A 25,581-nucleotide genomic window follows, 5' to 3' on the forward strand; every position below is an offset into this window, starting at 1 on the left:
AGACGACATGAACAAGTTAAAAAAGTAATAAATGTCAATTCATCTATATGACATTTGTCATATATACTTGTCCATTTTTACAAACAAGCTTAATCCTCCACAAAAGTATTCCAAATAAAACGATTAACTATTCAATTTTCCGTTCATTAAACTGATACAATCTCCAATTAATTCAACCTTTTCTCCATCAATTATTTTAAGCTTTAATTCTCCGCCACGAGCTGAATCTTGATATGCAAAAAAAACATCTTTTTTACATATCCTGCCCCAATATGAAGCTAATGCACAATGTGCAGAACCTGTGACATGATCCTCGTTAACTCCTATCTTAGGAGCAAAGTACCTGGATACAAAGTCATATTTATCAAACCCACGACTGGTAATAACCATACCTGCACCGTCCAAGTTTTTCATTCTTTCCAGATTAGGATTCACTCGATGAACCATGTCTGCATTTTCTAGTTCAATTATGTATCTATCTTTCGCCCAAGCAGACGCCTTAATTGGTAAACCAACTATCGTCTCTAGTTCTTCTGTTTGTTGAATGTTTTGGGATTCAATGATTGTAAAAGTCAATTGAATTTGCTGTTGAATAAGATTGGCTTGAAGCTCTCCTGCTTTCGTGTGAAAATTAATCGGTAGCTGTGATGAAACCATTCCTTCACTCCACAAAATGTGTGCTGCACCTAATGTGCCATGGCCGCATAGGTTAATTTCTGTTGTTGGTGTAAACCATCTTAGACCAAATGAGTTGTCATCTATTTTTGACATAAACGTGGTGATTGGTTGATTGAATTCACTTGCCAATGATTGCATCCATTTTTCTGACACTTTTTCTGTAAGCATCACAATTGCAGCTGGGTTACCTTTGAATTTTTCTTTTGTGAAAGCATTGATGAAATAAAAGTTACTATCCATTTTTTTCACCTCGTTATCCTAATCGTTCCGTTTATATAGTTCACGTGCTAATGTTTCTAAAATATAGACAACTGGTACCTGCGTAGTAATATCAGAGTTTTCATAGCGCTCCTGGGTAACATAATAAGGGATATTAACATCAGAAATAGTAGCGATTGTGGAATGTTTACTATTGGTAATGCTAATAATCTTACTACCCTCTTGCTTTAGCTGATTAATATGGGTAATCGTGTAGTTGCTTTCACCTGAGACCGACAAGGCTATTGTTGCACTATTATTCAGAAGTTGGGTTCGAATTGGAAAGAGCGGATCCTTTATGTACATCGAGAACTTACCTAGACTGGAAAAGTACCTTGCTCCATACTCAGCTAGTATCCCGGAACTACCAATTCCAATAAAGATAACTGTCTCTGCCTTTGCGACGATACTTACGGCCTGATGAATCTTTTCGTCTATATTCCCCGTTAATGTCCGTTCAAAAAATTCAGTGATGGAATGTTGACCCGGTTTGACGACGGTAGTCTTATCCTTTTCTAGATGCAATTTAAGCTTTACCTTAAATTCTGAGAAACCATCACAGTTATTTTTTCTACAGAAACGTAAAATGGTTGCTGTTGATACATGCGTTTCATCTGCAAGCTCACGAATTCTCATATATGCTACTTTCTCACTGTTTTGAGAAATATAATTGTATAAGCTTGCTTCTAAAGCATTAAAAGAAGCAATTTCCTCATTTGTAAACATAAGTTTAACTCCCTTCTACCTCATGCTAATTTTATCATAAGCAATTATATAAAACACCTTGTTACTTTCCTGAAACAAATTACCGGTTTCGTTACATCCAACTAGAAGCTCTGATCATCTATACACCTTAATGGAAACCCCTTACAATGAAACTATGAGTAAGAAATTTTCAAGTTTCATAATAAGTGGAGGTGCTTGAAATGGTAAAAGGAATTAAAATCACAACAATTGGTGGAGGTTCTAGTTATACACCTGAATTAGTAGAGGGCTTTATTAAACACTATGATGAACTACCAGTACGAGAGTTATGGTTAGTAGATATAGAGGCAGGAAAAGAAAAGCTAGAGATTGTTGGAAATTTAGCAAAGCGTATGATTGAAAAAGCAGGTCTGCCAATTGAGGTTCATTTAACATTAGATAGAAGAGCTGCATTAGAAAATGCTGACTTTGTAACAACTCAGTTTCGTGTAGGATTATTAGAAGCTCGTGCGAAAGATGAGAGAATCCCAATGAAATATGGTGTTTTAGGTCAAGAGACAAATGGACCAGGTGGTTTGTTCAAAGGACTACGAACAATTCCAGTCATTTTAGATATTTGCAAAGACATGGAAGAACTGTGCCCTAATGCTTGGCTAATTAATTTCACGAATCCTGCAGGTATGGTTACAGAAGCAGTCCTACGCTATTCAAACATAAAAAAAGTTGTTGGTCTTTGTAATGTTCCAATCGGAATGGAAATGGGTATAGCTAAGTTATTAGATGTAGATCATTCAAGAATTAAAATCGATTTCGCCGGACTTAACCACATGGTGTACGGATTAGATGTTTACGTCGATGGTGAAAGTGTCAAAGACAAGGTTATTGAACTACTTACAGATCCTAACAACACTAGTTTCGTAAAAAATGTTAAAGGCTTAGGCTGGGAGCCATCGTTTATCAGATCACTTAATTTGCTAACATGTCCTTACCATAATTATTATTACAAAACGAAGGACATGATCGAAAAGGACATTAAAAAAGCCAAAGAAGAGGGTACTCGTGCTGAAGTTGTGCTCAAGCTAGAAAAAGAATTATTCGAACTATATAAGGACCCTAACCTAGCTATCAAACCACCTCAATTAGAAGAACGCGGTGGGGCTTACTATTCGGAAGCAGCTGTTCGTTTGATCACATCTATTTATACAGACAAAGGTGATATCCAACCAGTAAATACGCAAAACAACGGAGCAATTGCAAGTATTCCTAATGACTCGGCTGTGGAAGTAAGCTGTGTAATTACAAAAGAAGGACCAAAGCCAATTGTCATCGGAGATTTACCTATTGCGGTACGAGGATTAGTTCAACAAATCAAATCCTTTGAAAGAATTGCTGCCGAGGCCGCCGTAACTGGTGACTACGATACAGCAGTTCTAGCTTTGACAATCAATCCACTTACTCCTTCTGACACAATTGCAAGAGAAATCGTGGATGAAATGCTAGAAGCACACAAAGAGCATTTGCCACAGTTTTTCCCGAAAAAAGAAGCTGTAAAAGCGTAACGGGGTTACGTTACCTACTTGCAAAAAACCAATCTCATTTTATCTAAAATTGCGCTGTCTTTTGCAGCGCTTTTTGTTTGCAAAAAAATAACCCAGTTCATGTGAACTGAAAAATAACTAATAGTTGCATTTAACGTCATTAACTTTAAATACTGTATCTAACAACCCTATAGCTGAACAAACTATTAAATTTAATCCTTCATCATCTTATCAATATATTTTTCAAATTGATAAGCTATAAAAACAAGTGCTGAGGCACCTACCCCTAGCATTATGCCATCTGTCAATGCTCCCACAAGTCCACCTATTAGAACAAATGTTGTAATTTTTAGTTTCATCATAAAATCTTCTCCTTTTAAAAAACTTACCTTTGCGTGAACAACAAACACCTTCTATTTAATTAAAGCACCCGTTTGTTGAATAAAGGAAGTAATTTATCCAATTATTATTTATCTTTGGGTTAAGAATACTTTTTCACTATATTACGAAGCCCCATACAAGCAATAGATAGTATATCGCTACAAAACAGGAACCTTTCAGTTTTTAACCCCGTATTCAAATATTTATACCCTGAATTTAATTTACAAGAGTTTTTGTATTCTTAAATTAACCTGAATTATAGTTACCAATAGTAAGAATTTTTTTCATACACTTTATCTGTGATATTTTTCTTATTTTTCTTCTTGTTCATTTCATCACCGTAAAACTTATTATTATTCCAGCCAAAAAAATCACGAATGATTCCATATAAAATTGGCAATGTAAAAATAGCAATGATGCTTAACAAAACCCAAATACTTGCCATAATGGTAAACACCTCCATTCTCTTCCCTATCCGTAATCAAACCTTCTAGTACATCGTTTGACTTACTATTTTCTTCAGGAAAATCCTTCATTTCTACAATTCTTCAAGACTTAATACTTAAGTTTACTATCCTTGATCGTTAATTTAAGTACAACTATTCTCAATTAATTTTAACATAATATTCCAATAATTTTTAAACACAAAAAATCGGATCGTATTGAGAATCCTTTGTCCGAACTCTTGCACCGGTTAGCTTAATAACTTATTTGTTATAGGTTTAGCCTATTTGCTTAAATACTCACCAATAAAAATAAATAAAATCATATTAAAGAACATTATGGAACCTAACCATTCGTGTAAATAACCTCTTTCGCTTTTTCTAACTTTCCATTCCTCCATACCTCGATTGAAAAAAACTAGTAAAAAAAATATAAACATTGGTAATGTTCGAATGTTATGGGAAAGATGATAGTTCCTTGCTAAATAATATGAACTTATAATAAATAAAACCATTAGTATAACTTCAATGACGACAAATAGCTTGCTTCTCCCTTCGTAAAATAATACCCTTCTGGGTGGTTTGATTTTCAAGTACCTTTTCAAATATAACTCCGAAATAAAAAGATAAAATAAGATCATAATAACAAATCCTATCAAACCTGTTGTAATAGTCACTTCTTCCCCTCCCACTCTCTCTTTAATTTAACTTTCACCATTAGCATCAAACATAAGACCATCAGATGTTGACTAATCTACTGCATCTCGTGAAAATGGATTGGATTTTTTTTGTAGAAATATCGCCGCAAGGTATATCAGTGAAGCAAAAGGTATCCCCCACAATGCACGTACCAACCGTCTTCTATAAGTCAATTTATGATAGTTTAATACAAAACCTCTATCCTTTTTTCATCATCCTTATACATTGCCGATATTATCGGATGAAGAATTAAAATCACTATCAATGGACCAATAAAGTACAGTAAAATATTCATTTTTTCCTCCTGGAAAAATAGACATTTATATGATTTAAACAAAACTAGACGTTAAACTAAGTACATCTATTCACTATTAATTTTAACATAAAATTCCAATAGTTCTTTCAAATACAAAAAAGGATCATCGTAATCGATGATCCCTTGTTAAACCTATTGCTAAGATGAAGTTCACGCATTCACGGTTTGTAACAAGAACTTTAGACTTACTCCTTAACCATATAGCCTAAATATAGTACCTAAGAACACATAATCTCAAGTTCTGTATTATTGTTAATGTATATAAAAGCTAACTTTTAAAAATCAACTCTTTCAGTTACTTTATTTATAAAAACCTGAGTTACTTGTTTTCTTTTTGATTTAGGAGCTAAAACGTAGATAATATCTCCCTCAATCAACTCTGTGCTTCCAGTAGGAGTCACCACATTATCTCCTCGAATAACAGCAGTGATCAGCGTATCACTAGGCAGTTTTAACTCCGTTAAGGTTTCACCTATAACAGTAGAGTCTTCTTTTACTTGAATCTCAATGATTTCAGATGCAGATTTTCCCATTGAAACTAGCTCCAAGGTATGTGGAGAACTTACCTTTTTTTCACCAGTTAGTCCTAATAAGTTTGCTAATGGGGTAATTGAAGCACCCTGAACAAGGGCAGATGTTAAAACAACGAAGAATACAACGTTAAACAATAACTGACTGTTTTCCAATCCAGCAATCATTGGATACGTGGCAAGTACAATTGGAACGGCCCCTTTTAATCCAGCACTTGAAATAAAAATTTTGTCATTTAAAGTAAAGCCCATCTTTATTGTACTGATAAACACTCCAATTGGTCTTGCAACTAACATTAAAAGCAGCGAAAGCGCTATTCCTTGCCAAATGATATCAACCAATTGATTTGGGAAAACGAGTAACCCCAAAAGAATGAACATTAAAATTTGCATCATCCAAGCGAAACCCTCATTGAAACGAAATATGGAATGGCGGAAGGTTAATTCAGAATTCCCAACCAAAACAGCCATAATATAAACAGCTAAAAATCCACTCCCATTCAATGTAGAGGTTAAACTGAAAGTCAATATTACGAAGCCTACGGATAGAATTGGATAAAGACCTGAGGAATCTAAATTAATTTTATTGATACTCCAGACTGTTAGTTTCCCCATTAAGAGTCCCATTCCTACACCTAATCCCATCTGCCAAATAAAGTTCAACAATGTAATCCAAATGTTTGCATCAGGGTCTTGAATAAGCGAAATTAATGCAATTGTAAGGAATACAGCCATTGGGTCATTAGTACCTGACTCTGCTTCTAATGTTGATGCTAACCTTCTTTTTATATTTTTACTTCCAATTACAGCAAATACAGCAGCGGCATCCGTTGAACCAACAATTGCTCCAAATAATAACCCTTCGAGCCAAGTAACATTTAGAATAAATTTCGCACAGATCCCTATTACGACTGTTGTAATCAATACACCAAAAGTTGCTAAAGAGATAGATGGTTTAACCACTTTACGAATTTGTTTCCAGTCGCTTTGCATACCACCCTCAAAGAGAATAATTACTAAAGCTAGAATCCCAAACATCTGTGTTAAATTAACATTATCAAAATATATAAAATTGGATAAGAACATACCTACTATAATATAAAAAACAAGGGAGGGTAAACCAAATCGAGAGGAAAATTTTGTTGTTAAAACACCAATGATTAATAAAATAGCAACAAGAATGAATGAATTATTCATCATATTATTAATAGTAAGCATATATCGCCACCTATTCTGTAGTGTAATTGTTTGTATTTTTTATGAAAATTGTTTATTGTTCTTTATTATAGTTTTACCCGTTCCCTACAAAGTGAACAACTCCATTATGTCACTCTTCTCCACAAAGTTATCAAATAATTTACTTAATCATATCAAAAAAAATACAATTGCTGTATCATATTGCATTGGCAAATTAATGTTCTACTCAAGTAAATCTTTAAACTTTACCTTGTTCTGACTTGCATTTACAATTGCATAATATTTTTTTGAGTTCCGAAAAAAAACATAAAAATTGTTTGCGATAGGTAACGGAATCCAGTAGTAAAACTCATAATATCCTTGTTATTTAAAAAACGAGTGTGCCTCTAAGAAAGAGACATACTCGTTTAAATTTGGTAATTAGTAATCACTATTACTTTTTTCGCCTTTTACAATGGCAACACTTGCGCTTGCACCTATTCTTGTTGCTCCTGCATCAATCATTGCTAATGCTGTCTCACGGTCACGTACTGCTCCAGATGCCTTTACACCTATATCAGGTCCAACTGTATTACGCATGAGCTTGATATCCTCTACGGTCGCACCGCCTGTTGAAAAGCCAGTTGATGTTTTCACATAGTCAGTTCCTGCTTTAACTGCAAGTTCACATGCGATAATTTTCTCATCATTGGTTAGCAAACTAGTTTCAATGATAACCTTAACTAACGCTTTACCTTTGGCTGCTTGAACGACAGCCTGAATATCTTTTTCAATTGCATCATGGTTACCATCTTTCATCTTACCAATATTAATTACCATATCAACCTCTGTTGCACCTTTTTCAATTGCATCTTTGGTTTCGAGTGCTTTTACCTCGGATGTTGATGCTCCTAACGGAAAACCGATAACAGTACATACTTTTACGTCTGATCCCTTAAGCAGTGTTGCTGCTTCTTCTATCCAAGTTGGATTGACACAAACCGAATAAAAACCATACTCGATTGCTTCTTTACATAAAGTGATTAGTTGTTCTTTTGTCGTATCTGCTTTTAGAGCAGTATGATCAATGGTACGGGCAATGTTCTTAGTCATTTTCTTCATCCTCTCTTTGTTGTATTCTCCATCTAATTACTAAGGTCTTTAGGTGTAAATGCACCGGGCAATAGTTCTGCGACAGTTGTTTCTAATATATCATTTTGAAGGTTGGTTAAAATCACTTTCATATCTGGAGAACATAATTCAGAGATTACTTGCCTGCATGCTCCACATGGGGACACTGGTCGTTCCGTATCTGCAGTCACTACAAGTAAATCAAATGATTTATCTCCTTCTGAATAGGCTTTGAATAACGCTGTTCGTTCTGCACAATTACACATCGAATAGGCAGCATTTTCGATATTACATCCGTGATAAATCTTACCATCTGTTGTACGTAATGCCGCTCCCACCTTGAACTTAGAATAAGGAGTATACGCCATTTCTCTCGCTTTTAGAGCTTCCTCAATCATGTTTTTCATCATCTTCTCCACCTTTAGCAAATGTTATTAATCAAGTTTCTTAGAAAAATTAGCTACCAGTTCTTTAACAAAGCTTAAAAACTGTTCTCTAACTCTCTCCGTTGTTTCAATTACCTCATCGTGGGAAAGTGGTTGATCTAGAATACCTGCTGCCATGTTTGAAATACAGGATATACCGACAACATCCATACCTGCGTGACGAGCAACAATTACTTCAGGGACAGTGGACATGCCAACTGCATCGCCACCAATCTGTTGTAGCATACGTATCTCTGCTGGTGTTTCATAGCTTGGACCGCTATTCCAGACATAGACACCTTCTCTAAGAGGTAAATTTAAGTTTTCAGCAACTGTTCGTGCTAGTTGTTGGAGCTGTGGTGAATACGCTGTAGACATGTCAGGGAAGCGAACACCTAGTGCAGAATCATTTGATCCGATTAGCGGATTTGCTCCCGTGTTATTTATATGATCGGTAATAAGCATCAAATCCCCAGGTTCAAGTGAAGGGTTTACTGCTCCTGCAGCATTTGTTACTACCATTGTCTCGATGCCTAGATCGCGCATGACACGGACAGGAAAAGTAACTTGATCAAGTCCGTAGCCTTCATAAAAATGAAATCTCCCCTGCATCGCAAGGACTGGCAATCCTTTTAAACTACCAATTACTAACTGACCTGCATGACCTTCCACCGTTGATGTGGGGAAACCTGGAATTTCTGAGTACTTAATTTTAACTGGATTCTCAATTTCATCAGCTAACATTCCCAGACCTGATCCTAGGATTAATCCCACCTTTGGTTCTTGATCAATCTTTTCTGATATAAAACTGGAAGCTGTTTTTATTAATTCGATATTCATTTTCATTCCCCTAATCTTTTATTTCTTTAAAGAAACTTTTACCGTACGTTGGGCTAGTAACTGAGAAGTTCTCGGCAATTGTTGCACCAATATCTGCGAACGTCTCTCTGATTGGGAAGGAATTCCCTTGTTTCATAGATTTAGAGTGTACCAACAGTGGTACATATTCTCTCGTATGATCAGTCCCATGATGAACAGGATCATTCCCATGGTCTGCCGTAATGATGAGCAAATCATCTTCATTTAATTTTTCCAATACCTCAGCTAGTCTTGCATCAAACTCCTCTAATGCATCTCCATATCCCTGGGGATCCCGTCTATGACCATAAATAGCATCAAAATCAACTAAGTTCAAAAAGCTTAGACCTGTAAAGTCGCTATCCATCGTTTCGATTAATTTATCCATACCGTCCATATTAGAAACCGTTCTTAACGATTTTGTTACCCCTTCACCATCATAGATATCAGAAATTTTTCCTATCGAAATAACATCATAGTTGGCATCCTTAAGTTCATTCATCACAGTCCGATCAAAAGGCTTTAATGCATAGTCATGTCGATTAGGTGTCCGTTCAAATGCACCAGGATTGCCGATAAAAGGACGAGCAATCACACGACCAACCATGTACTCGGGAGCTTTTGTTAACTTACGAGCTAATTCGCAAATTTCATATAATTCCTCTAGAGGAACAACTTCTTCATGGGCTGCAATTTGCAAGACAGAATCAGCTGATGTGTACACAATTAAATCACCTGTATTCATGTGTTCTTCCCCAAGTTCGTCAAGAATACCTGTCCCGGAAGCTGGCTTGTTTCCAATAATATTCCTGCCAGTCTTCTCTTTTATTTCATTAATCAATTCGTCTGGGAATCCATCTGGAAAAGTTCGAAAAGGAGTGTCAATATGAAGACCCATGATCTCCCAGTGGCCTGTCATTGTATCCTTACCTGCTGAAGCCTCTTGCATTTTTGTATAGTAAGCCATCGGTTTATCAGCTTTGTTAATCCCTTCGATTTCTCGAATGTTACTTAAGCCTAGCTTAGCCATGTTAGGCATGTTAAGCCCGTTCCTATGAGTAGCAATATGTCCTAATGTATCAGCACCTGAATCGTTGTATTCTTTTGCATCAGGTGATTCTCCAATCCCAACAGAATCAAGTACAAGTAAAAAAACACGTTTAAATTTGGATACCATAAATTACATCCTCCTTCATTTTGAAACTATAAACTGAACGCATGATTAAGCTTGTAAAAAAGTTTTACTAATCCAATCAACTAATACTCCACCACTGTAGACTCCAACAATCCCTAACACTCCAGCTAGTACCGGTGGAGCTGGAAGTGGTAGCTTTAGTAACTTGAAGGCAACACCTATAACTAAACCAGCTATTAAACTTAAAATTAATTCTTTCATCATAATTCTCCTTTTTTACGTATATAAAGACTTTATTGTTAGACGTCCAACCTCTTAGTTGTTAAAAAGTGGGCCCCACTGGGACCCTTACTTTTCTCCGAACAACTTAGTCATGAATAATATCATAAACTAAAGGATTTGGTTCGACAACCTTTTTCGAAATTTTATAAGAATTGTACACTTTTTCAATAACATCCGTTACTAATTCCTGATTGCTGTGAATAGTTGCCAGCGTATCACCTGTACTTACTTTTTCACCGACTTTTTTATTTAGCATGATGCCTACAGCTAAATCAATTACAGAGTCCTTAGTCGTTCGACCTGCGCCTAAAATGCTTGCAGCAATGCCAATTTCATCTGCAATGATTTCGGATACAAAACCGTCTTCTTTTACTTTCACTTCAAATGTGTAAGCTGCAGTCGGTAATTTACTTGGATCATCAACTACAGATGCATCTCCGCCTTGAGAAGTAATGAACGTTTTAAATTTCTCAATTGCCGCACCAGTCTCAATTACATTTTCTAATTTTTCTCTAGCTTCTTCAATCGTTTTAGCTTTTCCTGCTAAATAAACCATTTGGCTTCCTAGCGTCAAACAAAGCTCATGAAGATCTGCTGGTCCATTTCCTCTTAGCGTATCGATTGCTTCTTTTACTTCTAGTGCATTTCCGATTGCGAAGCCTAATGGTTGATTCATATCTGAGATAACCGCTATTGTATTGCGTCCAGCACCATTTCCGATTTGAACCATCGCTTGTGCTAGTTCTTTAGCGTCTTCTAGATTTTTCATAAATGCACCTGATCCAATTTTCACATCAAGTACGATGGCATCGGCCCCAGAAGCTATCTTCTTACTCATAATTGAACTCGCAATTAGTGGAATTGAATTCACAGTTCCTGTAACGTCGCGAAGCCCATATAACTTTTTATCAGCTGGAGTTAAGTTTCCACTTTGTCCAACAACAGCAACTTTATTTTTGTTAACTAACTCATTAAATTTTTCACTATCAAGTTCTACTTCAAATCCCTTGATTGACTCAAGTTTATCAACGGTTCCACCAGTATGTCCAAGCCCACGTCCTGACATCTTAGCAACTGGTACACCAACAGATGCAACCAGCGGCGCTAAGATAAGAGTAGTAGTATCTCCCACTCCACCAGTACTGTGTTTATCTACTTTTATACCTTCAATATCAGATAGATCGATTTGGTCACCTGATTCAACCATTGCCATTGTTAAATGAACTCTTTCTGATGTTGTCATATCTTGAAAATAGATGGCCATCGCGAAAGCTGACATTTGATAGTCAGGAATATCCCCATTTGTATAACCCTTAATAACAAAATCAATTTCCTGTTTTGTTAATTCATCACCATTTCTTTTCTTACTAATTAAATCTACCATTCTCATTTTTCATCATCCTTTAGGACAGATTTTATTAAAAGAACATACCTGCAATAGCTGCACTTAGTAGGGAAGCAAGCATTCCCGCTGCAACAGCACGAAGTCCTAATCTAGCAATATCTTTACGGCGATTAGGTGCTAAACCACCAAGTCCACCAAGTAGGATTGCCATCGAGCTCAAGTTAGCGAATCCACATAGAGCGAAACTTACTACTAATACCGTTTTCTCTGATAAAGCTGCAATCTCTGGTGCAAAGGCTGCATAAGCAACAAATTCATTCAATACTAGCTTTTGTCCTATGAAACTACCAGCTTGGACAGCCTCTGACCATGGCACACCTACTGCAAATGCAATCGGAGCGAAAATGTAACCTAAAATGCCTTCGATCGTTAATCCTTCAAATCCGAATAATCCACCAATTCCGCCTAGCAATCCGTTGACAAGTGCAATAAGAGCGATAAACGCTAGTAACATTGCACCTACATTTAATGCTAGCTTTAGACCATCTGAAGCACCTTTTGCGGCTGCGTCGATAACGTTGGCAGTATCTTCATCTTTTTCAAAATGAATTTCATCTGACGTTTCTGACTTCTCCGTTTCAGGCATCATAATTTTAGCCATAACTAAACCTGCTGGAGCTGCCATGAAGCTAGCTGCTAATAGGTACTCAAGTGGTACACCTAGTAGTGAGTATCCAATTAGTACCGAACCAGCTACAGAAGCTAGTCCACCTGTCATTACGGCAAACAACTCGGAATTAGTCATTTTTGCAAGGAACGGACGAACAACTAGTGGAGCTTCCGTCTGCCCAACAAAAATATTTGCTGCTGCTGATAGAGACTCAGACTTACTAGTACCTAATAGTTTAGCCAGTCCTCCACCGATAATCTTTATGAACCATTGCATAATACCAAGGTAATATAAAACTGAAATTAAGGCCGAGAAGAATATAATTACTGGTAATATATGAAATGCAAAGATTGTTCCAAAATCATCACTGTTGGCAAGTGATCCAAATAAGAAGCCAATTCCTTCATTCGCATAATTAATAACATTCTGGATGCGCAATGTTAACCACTTAAGAGCGGCTCGACCTGCTTCCCATTCCAAAACGATAAAGGCAAAAAACAATTGAATTGCTAATCCGCCTAAAATTGTTCTTAAATTAATCGCTTTCTTTTTGTTTGAAAACAGAAACGCTATTGATAAAACTACAAAGATTCCAAATATACCCCATATTAAATTCATGCTGTTCACTCCTAGTTATTTTTTTAATGTAATTTCTATTACGTTTATAAAGTTTTTGTAATTTTCAACGAATTAGGTAGGATGTCCAACAACTATATTGTATTGAATGCCCTTACATCGTAATTACATTTACAACTATAAAGGTGAGACGTCCAACAAGTCAACACAGTTTTAGACTTTTTTTATTTCCAAAAACTAGAAGTAGGCAATAATACTAGTGCAAACGCTTTATGTACAAGGGCTTTAAACAATATAACAGACCTCCAACAATCGTTCACAGAATTGTCAAAGGTCTATTAAACTACTTTTTTAAATATAAGTCTGTTTACTGTTTTTTCAGTCAAAGTCTATTAGCTACAACATAACTGTCATGTTGATTTCCGCTTCAGGCAGTCGCTTTCCGCGGGCAACGCTTCAACTTCCTCGGAAGAAAACCACTTCCTTGAAAAAGAAAAACACTTTTTCTGCGTGCGTTGTTGATTCAGGAAGCTAATTCAAGTCCTGTGGGATTTTCAGCTGCTCCTGCGATTACTCGTCCATTATAAACAGAAGTTATCTCACAGTTTTCATCAATAGCAACAAACTATTCGCATAGAGTTAATTCAAAAGACTCGCTTTCTAAACACACTAAAACTAATCTGATCTGAACGAAAGAAGTTAAGTGAATATAAGATTGGCTTATCTGACAAGTCATAATGAATTTGCTTAAGTATTAACAGTGGAGTATCTGAATCACAATTTAAAATTTCAGAAATTTCCTCATGGTAACCAATTGTTTTGATATCAGCTTTCGCATAACTAATCGTTATACCCGCTTTCTCTTGTAGTGACTTTAGCATTGATTCCTCATTTAGCTTATATCCTTTTGCAAGCAGGTTTGCCGGGATTTTATCAATACAGTACACCAAAGGGGATCCATCTGCTGTTCGAACACGTTTTACTAAAAGAACTTGTTCATTTTCATTTAAGTTTAATTCCTTAATGTCATCACTATGTGGATCAACAGAACCAGTAAACAGAAGTTCTGTACCTGGGATCTTATCCTCTCTTTGTATCATATCAGTAATACTAAATAGCTCTTCAATCCCTCCAGAAAATACTGGTTTTTTATTAACAAAGGTACCAACACCATGTTTTCTAATTATAATATTCTCTTCCTCTAAAATCCGAAGTGCTTCTCTTAATGTATTTCTGGAAACACGTAGCTCTTTAGCAAAATCAGTCTCTGAAGGTAAACGTTCACCTGGCTCTAGTTCCCCATCGTTAATTTTTTCCTTAATTTGATCAATGACTAGTAGATATCGCGGTGTTTGATAGTTATAATTCATAATAAGCCGACCCTCCCATATAAAACCATTTTACATTTATTATTAAACCCTTTCAAGAAGCATTAGAAGAAACGAAAAAGCAGGTAGCTTATAAAAATTTCGTGACTATCAAAAAAGATTAGTGTATTAGCCTTAATAGTTTCCGTAACCTATCGTAAATAAAGAAAATGCATGGTAAAGTACCTAACGGTGGGAAGGAAACCTGGAAAGAAATCTACGCCGAAGATTTTGGTAATGATATGATTTAAGTTTATGCTGACGTGAATGGTAAGTAACCGTTTCAAAGTCAGGACTCTGAAAAGGGGGTGTATAAATGAGCAATAAGAAACTAGCAAAATTACTTCTTGTAATATTCATGGTAGAGTTTTTAGCAATTAATCTAATAGACTCGTTATACTACGGAGTGATAAACACATTGTTGTTTGGTGTAGGAATTATTCTTCAATTATTATGCTTTGTGTTTATACAAGAAGTTGGGAAAGGGAAATGGTTTTTAGTTAATATCGGGTTATTGGTTCTAATTCCATTGTTATTTATATTTAATCTACCATCCACTACTTATGAAGGTGGGAAGGTTATTGTCCAAAATGAAATAATTAATGACGAAGTAACCTTTGTTTCTACGGATTACAAACTAATACAAACTACTGATAATTCATCGTGGTTTATTGGTGATTTTATGTATCATTATGAAGTTGAAGTTTCTGGAGAAAAATTATTTTATGTTGTGAATCCCACTAACGGAAGTTCCCGTCAACTTGAAGAAGATTTCTTTAGGTATGACCGTTAGGATTGTTTAATTACCGGGTGCGATAGTTCAGATACGATTGGTAGTAATAGTTAATCGATGGGGGATTTGGTTAATGAAAAAGATGATGTTCTTATTTTTAATGATAGGAATCCTCGTAATAACTGCAAGTTGTTCAGGAAACAAATTAGAAGGAACTAAACCACCCATTCCTGATGTTGAAATAGATTCAGTTAATACTCCTGTTGTAAGGGGAGGATATTGTTGGTATGAGTGTGCTGACGCTCCTTCTATACCAGGGATTGTTGAAAGGAAACAACCAACAATAGTTTCTAAAAATGCTAGAATCAATATTACTTTTAATTCCGAGCCAAAACCAAATAATATTTCAATAACTCGAAGAAAAAAAGACGAAAAATCATTGTATAAACAGCCATTAACAGTACCTTGTGAACAAGGGGTATATTATTATGAAATAAATGCAAAATGGGATTATGATGATTTAGATGCTGACTCTTCCTACGCTTTTGTTATTGAAGTCAAGTAATATAATTAACCAGCGAAGTAATATGCATTGTGATTTGTTACACTTAAAGTAAACGGGTGCAAGTGTTAGTTAAGTAACCAACATTGACAATTCATTAGATGATTTCCTCTAATCTTTAATATTAAACCAATGATTATTTTCATTTTTTTATTTCCACACTCGTTACTTTCATAGGTTAGACATCATTTAAAGGTTTCGGCTTCTACATCAGCTAACCAATTGTTTATAGCTTTTACAGGAAAATAAATACTAGACCCAATTTGTATATATGGAAGTTTACTATTTAAACGTCCTTCATCATCCAATTCTGGTAGTATCAAGTCTAATTCATTGTCTTGTATTCCTAAATATTCTTGCAGTCCCATATGACTCATTAATTGTGTATCTACCTCTTCATTTATATGTACTTCCTGTACTCCACTTTGGGGCATAGCAACAGTTTTTATTGCACTTGAAACCACCCAAGCACCTATTAAAATACAGACGCCCAAAAATATTAATGATGAACTAACCATTGTTTGTTTCATAGAACCATCTCCCTCCCTTATTTCAGTCAATCAAATCAAAGTTAGTTTAACTAACGCTGCCTTAAGTTTAATTCAAGATAAGCTTCTTATTGTAGTTCACATATGAAAATCATACTATTCTTTTAGTTCCATATTTTCTTCATGTTCATCCCATTTTACAGTCACTGTTACAGATTGATCACCGTCAAAGTAACTGCCACTGCCTCCACTAAGATGAGTAAATGATTTCTTTTGAGGAGGGTCTCCATTAAAGTTAATCTCCGATTTCCCACTGGATGCTGCAGTCTCGAAAGAATATTCTAACTTGCTTAAGTCAGCTAATTGTTTTAAATCCCCTTTGTAGGTAACAACAAAATCTTTTGATATTCCATCATCTTCCCTTACAATCACTTTTAACTTTGCTTCCCAATGGTCACTTTCACCTTCAAGAATGTATTGTTCACGTTCTGAACAACTGACTAATAAGAGGGTTATAAAAATTAATGCAATTCCTACATATACTTTCTTCATAAAAAAATTTTCCACCTCTTCCTGTCTAACCTAGGGTTGAAATTTTCTCACTATGTAAGGAGTAACAATAAAAAACAAAATCGCACTAGATCTGAGATTTTCGGGATGGACCGATGTAGCCACCATTTGAAATTTGTAGCTTTTGCTGGAACGAATCCGAGTGTCTTTGATTAAAGGTTTAATCTTCTTTTTTCTCTAAAACCTTCTTTATTCCTGATGCAATAAGTACACCTATCAGACCAGCAATACTCATCATAACAATATATCCCAAGTCAACTTTTCCGTTTTGAAATAGACTCAATATAAATCCTGCTACGATAACACCAATAACCCAACTAAGCAAAAATTTTAGTGAATACAGAACAATTCCCCCTTAAAGAGTTAATTTTCTCTATCGTGTTTGTTAAATATAACTGCCCTCTTAGAGGAACAAAAAGTGTAATTCGTCTTAAGTCACTCTCCCGATAGTCGAATTAGACCATAAGTATTGATAAAACTATAATTGTTATTCCTGCTATCGTTAACATATCTTGATATTTTCTATTCTTTTCGATTTCTTTTTCATTTTCTTTTTCGTGTTGGCTATGAACCTTATGGTGTAAATGTTCATCGGGTGGAATTTCAGGTGTTTGAACACCCATTATCCCTCTTCCACCAAAGTAGGCTACTTTGAAAAATGGCAAAGCTCCAATTAACAATAAAAATCCAGATAATAGTCCCCATTTGCCGATAAAATCTAATTCAAAGTTTGAAGTAAATACAAAAGATAGAACTGTAAGTAAAACATAGTTAAATACAACGATTGTTAAACTTACCTGTATTATTTTTCTCATTAATTCGCCTCCTTGTTTAGATAGAGTATGTACCCGTTAGCACAAAAAAGATTATTGTACTTGGTTGGCTAATTCAACTAATTCCTTAACATCTAACTTAAATTCACCTAATTCACTTGTGTTCCCATTCGTATAGTACACAAAACGGGCGAGAAACCCGTTTTCATTCTCCCACCATATCGATTGCGAAGTAGTGTTTTCTTCGTAATATGCTGATTTGCCATTAGCTAGTTTATACTCCGTTTTATTTTCTTTTGATACCTCATTGTCCTTTGGTTCATCTAATACTTTACTTACTATATATTTGATTTTTTGTGTTGTTTCTTCGTTGTAGTAATGGAAGATAAATTGATGTAAGTAGTCTGGGTTCTGGATATCAATTTCTGTGGAGATATCATTTACATCAAATGGAAAAACTACCGGTTCCTTAAAATCGTACATAATAGGACCAATATTGTTTTTCATATCATCATTTGGGGTATTACAAGCACTCAGTAGCAAAAATGCTATAAACAATAAAATATAATAACTCATTTTATTTTTCACGTATCATTACTCCCTAAAGATTAAAATGAACATAACTTTTTATTTACTATTAGCTCAAAAGTTCACTTAACATTCATAATAATTTTAACATAAAATTCCAGTTAACTTTTTTAAAAAACTAAAAAATCGTCGCGATTGACGATTTCCTTCAACTCCTGCAGCTGTAACTTAATAATAATTTATTTTTTTAATAAGCTATCTAATAAAACATATCCGAAAATAGTCCAGAATAAATCAAAAAAAGTCTAGCATCATAATACTCATCTGCATAATTTATTAATTCCAATTCATATAATCCACCAAAATAAAAAATTGTTGATATAACAATTAACCAGATAAAATACTTAAAAACCCTGTGCATAATATACCCCCAGAATTTAATACAAGAATAAATAACCTGTAATTGCAATAGCTGATTCCAATTACTCTTTAAATACAAAGATAGGATCACCTACTTCGGTAATCCCTCGTTGAACAATTGAATAAGTTAGCTTACTAACTAACTCATTCTCCTTAATTTTACAATTTTATAAACTTGATAAGCAGTAAATACAATCGCCAATACAACAATAATACTCAGTAAAATAGGGCTTCTTGCAATATTGTTATCATTTAACAATACAAACGATACTAATATCCAAAAAACTACCAATGATATTATTCTATTTGCAATCTTAGATTTAAACATTTCCTTATCCTCTCTCTTTCTTAAATAATCCTTCCTTTAGCACAAAAATATGATTCTTTTGTTAAACAATCCTGTCGCTTAGTGGAACAAGGGAAAACCTTGCCTTACCAGTTAATTGAAAAATTTAATAACTCATAGTTGCTTTCATTTCGCCATCTAATGATGACCAAAAACCACCCTTTAGTCCAATGCCGTCTAGCACGTCAGGTATCGCAATCCCTCCCACCACTTGTTCTTCAACAATATAGACATAAGTGTAAACCTTCTCTTCTGCGTTCACATTACCACAACATTGTTTGTCATCTAAAGGATGATTTTTAACTGCAAATTTCTCTACATCTACATTTTCGCCTATATATGGTTTAGGGTTATTCATAATTCCTTCCTGCCAGATAGAGTTAGGGTCAAGTTGGTCAGAATCAACTTTATCACTTGTTAATTCATATTTTTCCTGGTGTTGTTCATACGAAAGGACTTCAAATCCCAGTTCTTCAAGATGCTCCTTAGCAACAGTTGCAGTATCGGAAAGGTCATCTTGTTGACAGCCCACCAATATAAAGAAAAATAGTATAACAATAAATCCAATCTTAAATGTTTTCAATTCAATCACCCTTTATTCGGTTGATAGCGCTGTCATAATAATCGTTTTGATGAACAAATCTGCTTCGTTAATTGAAGTGTATAATTATTCAAATCAAAAATTTGGTTCATCGTAATCGATGATCCCTTGTTAAACTCTAGTAATCGTCTAAAATACCTATCTATCTAATTAAATATTACCTATTGGACTCCTGCAAATCCCAATTGGAATACCTTTACGATTAATGATTTGTTTCAGATTCACAATAGCATTTCCTTGATAAACTTGTTCCATAATATTTGCTACTTTTTCGCTTTCTTGTGTACTTACTTTTTGCTTCATATGTATTTTTTCAAACCATTCGCTGATTTCTGTCGGGGAAACATTCCCAGCAATGGATGAAAGGCGATTATATCCATGAGATACTCTTTCTTCTAAATCCACTTCTCCACCAGCATAAAAATATAAATTATTGTTATGCAGCTCTTTCTTTATTCGTTCAACTTTTCCTTTGTTGCCAGCATCTTTTATTCCAACCACTAAGTCTAACTTACTTAACTGAATAATACTCTTCTCTGATAAATCAAATCCAGTTCTTTTTGGATTGTTATATAAAATAGTAGGCTTATTACTAAGGTTTATAATTGTTTTAGTGTAAACTAATGCTTCTTCTTGTGTCGGTATAACATACGGTGGATAGCCAAGCATAATACCTGATATTTTTGTGTGTCGAATCTTATCAGCTAATTCCTCTGCCTGTTTCTGTCTAATTGAAGCCACACCAAAGATAATTTCCATATTACTAATGAGTTCTTCTTCCAGTTCTAAACCGTTTATTATTTCAATTTTCTCTTGAAGGCTTAAACTATGCTGTTCTCCAGTACTTCCAGAGACAAGAACAGATTTTACTCCTTGTTTATATAAGTCTCTTATATGACTTATTGTCCCTTGAATATTTAAAGATTCATCTTCAAAAAAAGCTGTTGGCACAGCAATATGAACTTTTTCTGTTAGCATTATGTTATCCCCTTTACACTTTTAACCTATTTAAATTTAAACTAAGGTCATCCCTTTGGCGCAATAGAAGTACGACAACGATAACCCTTTAATTGAATCAAATATCATCTTCTATTTTTAGCTTCAAATAACGAAGTTGAAACATTATCTGTTCATATACATACTTTCCTAATCTACCTTTAATTTTAAATTGGTGTTTACTCTGGATGAGTTTATATATCTTTTTTCAGCATGTATATATCCATCCTCATCCCAATCACTTGGGATAAGATAGTATTCTCCCGTTCCTCCCTCAACAATAGACACTTTTCCTGTTTCTATGTTATATATACCTAAATCAACCGTACCATATAACTCTGTTGCAATCATCGGTTCAAATTCAGTATTTTCAATTCCGATACCTACTCTTCTCGAATCAGGTGACCAAATTAGGGAAATTACATATGGAATTGTATCTATCATCTTTTGTTTTTCAACCGAGTAAACATAACCTTTTTTCTTTATACCCGAATCAACAGTTTCTGTTATAAAATATTTGCTATTCGGTGACCAAAAATAATATTCACCAGGATGTTCCTCCAATCCAGTAACCTCATTAAATCTTGTGGGTTTTGTATCGCCAACTTTCCATAAATACATTACTGGATTAGAACCCTTTTCTAAATAAGTAAATGCCACCATCTGTTTATTTGGAGACCAAGCCCACCAATCACTTAACGCTCGCTTATTTTCTTGTAACAATATTTGAATAGCATTTCTTGTGCTGTTTTCTTCGATCAACTGTAGAGCATCTGAATCTTGCTTTGCTACTATTTCATCCTTAGAATTTTTTTCGTTATAGATTGCTAATACAAATAAAAACAAACATCCGATACCAATAATTGAATAATACACTTTTCTCTTTGACATATAGAAACCCCTATTTCTTTTTTTACAAAGGATATATATACATACTCAATACCAATCTTTCAATGTGCAGCAAATGTATCCGCTTATGATTTACTTACTCCACTAACCTGTTGTGTTAGTTAAAAAAGTTGCATTCGCCTTATAATAAAAGTAAAGCACCCTACGTTGAAGAATATATTTAGTAATTATTTTTTTCATTATCTACTGAAAAAGCTGTAATATCTGGTTTTTCATCAATAATACCTTGTTGTTGCTTTATAAGATAATGGATTATAGAGATTAAATAACAAAGCAATAATATGATGACCATTCCTATAGATAAAATGATTGGTTCTAAATTACTTCCACCATCAACAGAAAAAAAATTGCTTAAAATCGTAAATAGAATAAAGCTACCTATAAAACTTCCTAAAAATATTCCAACAGATACTCTCACCTAATCCCTCCAATGATAATTTGAATTCTTTTTGAATTAGCCTGCGCCGTTAATTTAAGTACAGCTGTTCACGTATTAAATTTAACATAATATTCCAATCATCCTTACTCTTTATCATTTTCTATACAATAAGCTCAAGTGCTCCTTATTACGCATTAGCACCTGTTGATGCAATAAGAAAAACCGTACCTGTTGATTTATTCACTATTCTTGTCTTTATCCGTTAGTAACTTATCTACTTTTTCTTCTATCTTACTTAGTCGTTTATTTTTTTTGTTAAACATAACAATCAATGAAGTGATTCCCACAACTAGAGCAATTAGAAGTAATAGAGAAACTAATTGAAAGATAACACTGCCTAAATGTATTCCACCTACTACTGATAATAAAAACAAAATTAATTCCTCCTATCCTTTATAGTTAAGGAATTGCCAACTCTTCCACTTTACTGCCGCAATAAATTTAAGTACATCTATCGTGGACCCTTAAATAATATATAAACGCTCCGAATGCACCTAAAACTAGAAAAATATTAAACTAAGTATAAATGATCTATTGTTCTATACTGCACCCCAAAACTAATTTTTTAAAAAAATTCACATTTACCATCACGTCTTAATTGTTACTTTTATTCCACTAAAGTGCTTCGTTTATAATGTGGTTGCATTTACCTTATATAAGTAAAGCACCCGTTTTGTTGAAGATACCTTATTCTGTTGGGCTAATTGATAAGTAATTTGTTGAACAAATCAAAAGAACTTTTATGCCATCTTTCTTATACACTGTTGCAGCACCTTCACGCCATTCGATATCCCATCCTTCCTTTTCCAACTCTATCTGGTATCTTTTAGGGATACCATTTTCTTCGGAAGCTTTCGACCAATTATATACAATAATATTTTCTTCCTCTTTAGTCACTTCAGCATCTTTGGGAATAGGAAATCCACCAAATTTCTGTACTTGAACAAATGAAATGTAAGTAACAATGAAATACCCAGCTATAATAACGATGATGATTCCAAGCAATGCAATTACTCCCTTTTTATCCATATCTCCCCTCACCTTCTCAATTAATTTAAATTTGCTTAATGCTTCTAGACCAAATACTAAGGTTATCTCGTAACGATCCTTACCTTTTTTATTCAACAATCCTGCGCAGTGTAAGTACATTCACTCATAATCTTAATTTAATTTTACCATAAATAACCAAAACACCTTGCAAAGGATAGAATCAAATCTTAATTATTGATTACTGAAATTGTGTATGAATTTACAGTAAAAATTGCAGGCGTACACCAGTTAACGTAAATTAGGGCATTTAATATCACAAAAAAAATGACTACCAAATTGATATACAATTTGGTAGTCATTTTTTTTGTGTTTGCGATAGGTAAAGGAACCCGTTAGCAATAGTCAATCCTTGTTAAATCTAACAACAATCCTCTATGCCTTCGAGAACAAGACCTTTTTCTCCATTTGATTCTTTAACATTTAATATAACGCCTTCTGTTTGATCCTTAATGATAGGATCAATTGCGACATTGATGCCATTTATCTCTTTTAATTCGTCATCTGCGTGTGGCTCATCCAGAGCCAATCCTAATTTTGGACTTCCTCAGCCCATACCCGCGAAGTAAATGCGTAACGTGCGTATTTCTTGTTCGTTCATGACATCTATTAAAAGGCTTTTAGCTTGTTCACTAATATTCATGGTTTAGTCACCTCTTTCATACTAATTGTACAATAGTTACCCAATTCTATAACAGCGAAATGCCTTTCGACTTCTCTTCTTTTTTGTCTAAATCCATTTTTGGAATTCCGGTCCATTGTTCTAGCTCATCATTTGTAGGATAGTCACCAAGCTTTTTGACTTCTTTATTAACAAGGACAACCGGTAAAACGTCAATCCCTTTTTCCTCTAAAAGCTGTTGCACTTTTATTTCATTAACAAAAAATTGTGCGTCGTTCGCTAGGTTATAACGTTTAATATCAATACCTCTTTTTTCAAGTAGAAAAATAGCTGTTGCGATCCGGGTTAGTTCAGGATCTACACTAGGACCACATACTCCAGTTGCACAACAAAGCGCCGGATCAAAGATTTCAATTGTTGCCATGGTTAACACCTTCCTTTTAGAAAAGAGAACTCTAACTATTCTCCCATTTATTCACCGGTCTTTGCAAATCTTTCAATTCGTTCTCCGATTTGATCGCGAACTTGCTGGAAAACAGCCCATTTATCTTCCTCTGAACCCTCAGCTTTTGCAGGATCATCAAAGCCCCAGTGAACGCGTTCCTTATTTGGTGGTGTTGCCGGACACACATCATTGGCATGACCACATAACGTTACTACTAAATCCGCTTTTTGAAGAAGTTCTTGGTCAATTGTATCAGAAGTTTGATCCGAGATGTCAATGTCTACCTCATTCATTGCTTTAATTGCCTTTGGATTAACACCATGTGCTTCAATTCCAGCTGAATACACATCATACTTATCACTTAAGTGCTTCTTTCCCCATGCCTCAGCCATTTGACTTCGGCAAGAATTACCTGTACATAAAAAGTAAATAATTGGTTTTGTCATTAGTAAAACTCCTTCATATATAGTTTTTCATATTATTGTTTTTTTAGTTATCCTTTACTGTATTGTCCTTCTGGAAACCAATGTCTCGTATTATTAGCGATGCGCACTAAAAATAACATCAATGGAACTTCAACAAGAACACCTACAACAGTAACTAGTGTTGCTCCTGAATTTAATCCGAATAATGCAATCGCAACTGCGACGGCTAACTCAAAGAAATTGCTTGTTCCTATCATTGCTGCAGGTGCGGCAACACTGTGCTCGATTTTCCATACCTTAGCCCATAAATAAGCAATAACAAAAATAAATAAGGTCTGGATTATCAACGGGACAGCTATTAATCCAATATGAATTGGGTTACTTAGGATGACATCACCTTGGAATGAAAAGATGGTGATTAAGGTTAGCAATAAACCTACAATCGTAAATTTGCTTGCATTTTTAAGGTAGACAGTTTCAAACCATTCAAGCCCTTTACGCTTAACAAGGACAATCCGTGAAAGATATCCCGCCAAAAGTGGGATGACGATAAATAGGACAATGGAAAGAAAAATAGTATCAAACGGAATGATAAAATCATTAATTCTTAATAAGAACATGACAATCGGAGCATAAGCAAAAATTAGTATTAGATCATTGACTGATACTTGGACCAACGTATAACCTGCATTCCCTTTTGTTAAAAGGCTCCAAACAAACACCATTGCTGTACATGGTGCGGCACCCAGTAAAACTGCACCCGCGATATATTGTGCTGCCAGGTCTGCTGGAATAAACGGTTCAAATAATATCTTGAAAAATAACCAGGCGAAGAAATACATGGTGAACGGTTTTATCAACCAGTTAACAACAAGGGTGATCACTAAACCCTTAGGTTTTTTTCCTGCATTGACAATACTTGAAAAATCGACTTGTGCCATCATCGGATAAATCATTAACCAGATAAGGATCGCTACCGGCACAGATACTTGGGCATATTCAAATCGACTTAATGTTTCTGGAACTTGCGGCAAGAACTGTCCAACGGCAATACCTACTACAATACAAAGGATTACCCATACAGATAAATATCGTTCAAAAAAACCAATTCCTTTTTCTTTTTCTAGGTATTCATTACTCATAAAAATTAGTACCCCCAAGCAC

33 protein-coding genes are annotated in these 25,581 nt (G+C 34.8%); 3 read left to right on the forward strand and 30 right to left on the reverse strand.

Features of this window, described 5'->3' with window-relative positions; translation table 11 throughout:
- Nucleotides 1–123: 123 nt before the first annotated feature.
- On the reverse strand, nucleotides 124–918 hold the full coding sequence (locus GH741_RS12625; protein WP_153737154.1) for a PhzF family phenazine biosynthesis protein: 795 nt from the start codon (nucleotides 916–918) through the stop codon (nucleotides 124–126).
- An 18-nt stretch (nucleotides 919–936) separates the two neighbouring features.
- Nucleotides 937–1,662 (reverse strand): MurR/RpiR family transcriptional regulator, encoded by a 726-nt coding sequence (locus GH741_RS12630; RefSeq protein WP_153737155.1) that lies wholly within the window; start codon nucleotides 1,660–1,662, stop codon nucleotides 937–939.
- A 200-nt stretch (nucleotides 1,663–1,862) separates the two neighbouring features.
- Between GH741_RS12630 and GH741_RS12635 the strand changes: the two genes are divergently transcribed.
- Nucleotides 1,863–3,200, forward strand: a complete 1,338-nt coding sequence (locus GH741_RS12635) for a 6-phospho-beta-glucosidase (protein ID WP_153737156.1) — start codon at nucleotides 1,863–1,865, stop codon at nucleotides 3,198–3,200.
- A gap of 191 nt (nucleotides 3,201–3,391) precedes the next feature.
- Here the strand turns inward: GH741_RS12635 and GH741_RS12640 are convergent, their stop codons facing one another.
- From GH741_RS12640 to GH741_RS12695, 12 genes are all read right to left on the reverse strand, one after another.
- A complete protein-coding gene (locus GH741_RS12640; RefSeq protein ID WP_153737157.1) occupies nucleotides 3,392–3,541 on the reverse strand; it encodes a hypothetical protein in 150 nt (49 codons plus the stop codon).
- A gap of 281 nt (nucleotides 3,542–3,822) precedes the next feature.
- Nucleotides 3,823–4,005: a hypothetical protein gene (locus tag GH741_RS12645; RefSeq protein WP_153737158.1), complete on the reverse strand. Its 183-nt coding sequence runs from the start codon at nucleotides 4,003–4,005 to the stop codon at nucleotides 3,823–3,825.
- Nucleotides 4,006–4,287: 282 nt separating this feature from the next.
- Entirely contained in the window at nucleotides 4,288–4,680 is a 393-nt protein-coding gene (locus GH741_RS12650; RefSeq protein ID WP_153737159.1) for a DUF4181 domain-containing protein, read from the reverse strand.
- Between the two features lie 613 nt (nucleotides 4,681–5,293).
- The gene (locus GH741_RS12655; RefSeq protein WP_153737160.1) at nucleotides 5,294–6,766 is read right to left on the reverse strand and encodes a potassium/proton antiporter; all 1,473 of its coding nucleotides are present in this window, start codon (nucleotides 6,764–6,766) and stop codon (nucleotides 5,294–5,296) included.
- A 399-nt stretch (nucleotides 6,767–7,165) separates the two neighbouring features.
- Nucleotides 7,166–7,837 (reverse strand): deoxyribose-phosphate aldolase, encoded by a 672-nt coding sequence (gene deoC / locus GH741_RS12660; RefSeq protein ID WP_153737161.1) that lies wholly within the window; start codon nucleotides 7,835–7,837, stop codon nucleotides 7,166–7,168.
- A gap of 32 nt (nucleotides 7,838–7,869) precedes the next feature.
- Nucleotides 7,870–8,262, reverse strand: coding sequence for a cytidine deaminase (locus GH741_RS12665; RefSeq protein WP_153737162.1), 393 nt, complete (start codon nucleotides 8,260–8,262; stop codon nucleotides 7,870–7,872).
- Nucleotides 8,263–8,289: 27 nt separating this feature from the next.
- Entirely contained in the window at nucleotides 8,290–9,120 is an 831-nt protein-coding gene (locus GH741_RS12670) for a purine-nucleoside phosphorylase (RefSeq protein ID WP_153737163.1), read from the reverse strand.
- A gap of 10 nt (nucleotides 9,121–9,130) precedes the next feature.
- Nucleotides 9,131–10,315 carry a phosphopentomutase gene (gene deoB, locus GH741_RS12675; RefSeq protein ID WP_153737164.1) on the reverse strand — a complete coding sequence of 395 codons (1,185 nt, stop codon included), beginning with the start codon at nucleotides 10,313–10,315 and terminating at the stop codon, nucleotides 9,131–9,133.
- A 45-nt stretch (nucleotides 10,316–10,360) separates the two neighbouring features.
- On the reverse strand, nucleotides 10,361–10,534 hold the full coding sequence (locus GH741_RS12680) for a DUF1427 family protein (RefSeq protein WP_153737165.1): 174 nt from the start codon (nucleotides 10,532–10,534) through the stop codon (nucleotides 10,361–10,363).
- Nucleotides 10,535–10,640: 106 nt separating this feature from the next.
- On the reverse strand, nucleotides 10,641–11,945 hold the full coding sequence (locus GH741_RS12685) for a pyrimidine-nucleoside phosphorylase (RefSeq protein WP_153737166.1): 1,305 nt from the start codon (nucleotides 11,943–11,945) through the stop codon (nucleotides 10,641–10,643).
- A 28-nt stretch (nucleotides 11,946–11,973) separates the two neighbouring features.
- Nucleotides 11,974–13,188, reverse strand: coding sequence for a NupC/NupG family nucleoside CNT transporter (locus tag GH741_RS12690; RefSeq protein ID WP_153737167.1), 1,215 nt, complete (start codon nucleotides 13,186–13,188; stop codon nucleotides 11,974–11,976).
- Between the two features lie 602 nt (nucleotides 13,189–13,790).
- Complete coding sequence (locus GH741_RS12695) at nucleotides 13,791–14,516, reverse strand: GntR family transcriptional regulator (protein WP_153737168.1); 726 nt, start codon at nucleotides 14,514–14,516, stop codon at nucleotides 13,791–13,793.
- 313 nt (nucleotides 14,517–14,829) lie between these two features.
- On the opposite strand from GH741_RS12695, the gene GH741_RS12700 reads away from it, so the two are divergent.
- Nucleotides 14,830–15,306: a hypothetical protein gene (locus tag GH741_RS12700; RefSeq protein ID WP_153737169.1), complete on the forward strand. Its 477-nt coding sequence runs from the start codon at nucleotides 14,830–14,832 to the stop codon at nucleotides 15,304–15,306.
- Nucleotides 15,307–15,379: 73 nt separating this feature from the next.
- Nucleotides 15,380–15,811 carry a hypothetical protein gene (locus GH741_RS12705; RefSeq protein ID WP_153737170.1) on the forward strand — a complete coding sequence of 144 codons (432 nt, stop codon included), beginning with the start codon at nucleotides 15,380–15,382 and terminating at the stop codon, nucleotides 15,809–15,811.
- A gap of 182 nt (nucleotides 15,812–15,993) precedes the next feature.
- Here GH741_RS12705 and GH741_RS12710 read toward each other — a convergent pair whose 3' ends face one another.
- The 16 genes from GH741_RS12710 to arsB form a co-directional block, all read right to left on the reverse strand.
- Entirely contained in the window at nucleotides 15,994–16,338 is a 345-nt protein-coding gene (locus GH741_RS12710) for a hypothetical protein (RefSeq protein ID WP_153737171.1), read from the reverse strand.
- Between the two features lie 114 nt (nucleotides 16,339–16,452).
- The gene (locus tag GH741_RS12715) at nucleotides 16,453–16,848 is read right to left on the reverse strand and encodes a hypothetical protein (protein ID WP_153737172.1); all 396 of its coding nucleotides are present in this window, start codon (nucleotides 16,846–16,848) and stop codon (nucleotides 16,453–16,455) included.
- A gap of 178 nt (nucleotides 16,849–17,026) precedes the next feature.
- Nucleotides 17,027–17,191: a hypothetical protein gene (locus GH741_RS12720; RefSeq protein WP_153737173.1), complete on the reverse strand. Its 165-nt coding sequence runs from the start codon at nucleotides 17,189–17,191 to the stop codon at nucleotides 17,027–17,029.
- 130 nt (nucleotides 17,192–17,321) lie between these two features.
- Nucleotides 17,322–17,681, reverse strand: a complete 360-nt coding sequence (locus tag GH741_RS12725; protein WP_153737174.1) for a hypothetical protein — start codon at nucleotides 17,679–17,681, stop codon at nucleotides 17,322–17,324.
- A gap of 51 nt (nucleotides 17,682–17,732) precedes the next feature.
- Nucleotides 17,733–18,227, reverse strand: a complete 495-nt coding sequence (locus GH741_RS12730; RefSeq protein WP_153737175.1) for a hypothetical protein — start codon at nucleotides 18,225–18,227, stop codon at nucleotides 17,733–17,735.
- Between the two features lie 199 nt (nucleotides 18,228–18,426).
- A complete protein-coding gene (locus GH741_RS12735; RefSeq protein ID WP_153737176.1) occupies nucleotides 18,427–18,588 on the reverse strand; it encodes a hypothetical protein in 162 nt (53 codons plus the stop codon).
- 451 nt (nucleotides 18,589–19,039) lie between these two features.
- A complete protein-coding gene (locus tag GH741_RS12740; protein ID WP_153737177.1) occupies nucleotides 19,040–19,516 on the reverse strand; it encodes a hypothetical protein in 477 nt (158 codons plus the stop codon).
- 168 nt (nucleotides 19,517–19,684) lie between these two features.
- Nucleotides 19,685–20,512: a dihydrodipicolinate synthase family protein gene (locus GH741_RS12745; protein ID WP_153737178.1), complete on the reverse strand. Its 828-nt coding sequence runs from the start codon at nucleotides 20,510–20,512 to the stop codon at nucleotides 19,685–19,687.
- Nucleotides 20,513–20,680: 168 nt separating this feature from the next.
- On the reverse strand, nucleotides 20,681–21,421 hold the full coding sequence (locus GH741_RS12750) for a TolB-like translocation protein (RefSeq protein ID WP_153737179.1): 741 nt from the start codon (nucleotides 21,419–21,421) through the stop codon (nucleotides 20,681–20,683).
- Between the two features lie 178 nt (nucleotides 21,422–21,599).
- The gene (locus GH741_RS12755) at nucleotides 21,600–21,857 is read right to left on the reverse strand and encodes a hypothetical protein (protein WP_153737180.1); all 258 of its coding nucleotides are present in this window, start codon (nucleotides 21,855–21,857) and stop codon (nucleotides 21,600–21,602) included.
- Nucleotides 21,858–22,054: 197 nt separating this feature from the next.
- Nucleotides 22,055–22,252, reverse strand: coding sequence for a hypothetical protein (locus GH741_RS12760; RefSeq protein WP_153737181.1), 198 nt, complete (start codon nucleotides 22,250–22,252; stop codon nucleotides 22,055–22,057).
- 313 nt (nucleotides 22,253–22,565) lie between these two features.
- The gene (locus GH741_RS12765) at nucleotides 22,566–23,027 is read right to left on the reverse strand and encodes a hypothetical protein (RefSeq protein WP_170287629.1); all 462 of its coding nucleotides are present in this window, start codon (nucleotides 23,025–23,027) and stop codon (nucleotides 22,566–22,568) included.
- Between the two features lie 259 nt (nucleotides 23,028–23,286).
- Nucleotides 23,287–23,454 (reverse strand): iron-sulfur cluster assembly accessory protein, encoded by a 168-nt coding sequence (locus GH741_RS12770; protein WP_153737183.1) that lies wholly within the window; start codon nucleotides 23,452–23,454, stop codon nucleotides 23,287–23,289.
- A 160-nt stretch (nucleotides 23,455–23,614) separates the two neighbouring features.
- Nucleotides 23,615–23,971 (reverse strand): arsenite efflux transporter metallochaperone ArsD, encoded by a 357-nt coding sequence (arsD, locus tag GH741_RS12775; RefSeq protein WP_153737184.1) that lies wholly within the window; start codon nucleotides 23,969–23,971, stop codon nucleotides 23,615–23,617.
- A gap of 47 nt (nucleotides 23,972–24,018) precedes the next feature.
- Nucleotides 24,019–24,438 (reverse strand): arsenate reductase (thioredoxin), encoded by a 420-nt coding sequence (gene arsC, locus GH741_RS12780; protein ID WP_153737185.1) that lies wholly within the window; start codon nucleotides 24,436–24,438, stop codon nucleotides 24,019–24,021.
- Nucleotides 24,439–24,485: 47 nt separating this feature from the next.
- Nucleotides 24,486–25,559: an ACR3 family arsenite efflux transporter gene (arsB, locus tag GH741_RS12785; RefSeq protein ID WP_153737186.1), complete on the reverse strand. Its 1,074-nt coding sequence runs from the start codon at nucleotides 25,557–25,559 to the stop codon at nucleotides 24,486–24,488.
- Between the last annotated feature and the right edge of the window lie 22 nt (nucleotides 25,560–25,581).

It is taken from the genome of Aquibacillus halophilus (assembly GCF_009649745.1).
Lineage (GTDB): Bacteria > Bacillota > Bacilli > Bacillales > Amphibacillaceae > Aquibacillus > Aquibacillus halophilus.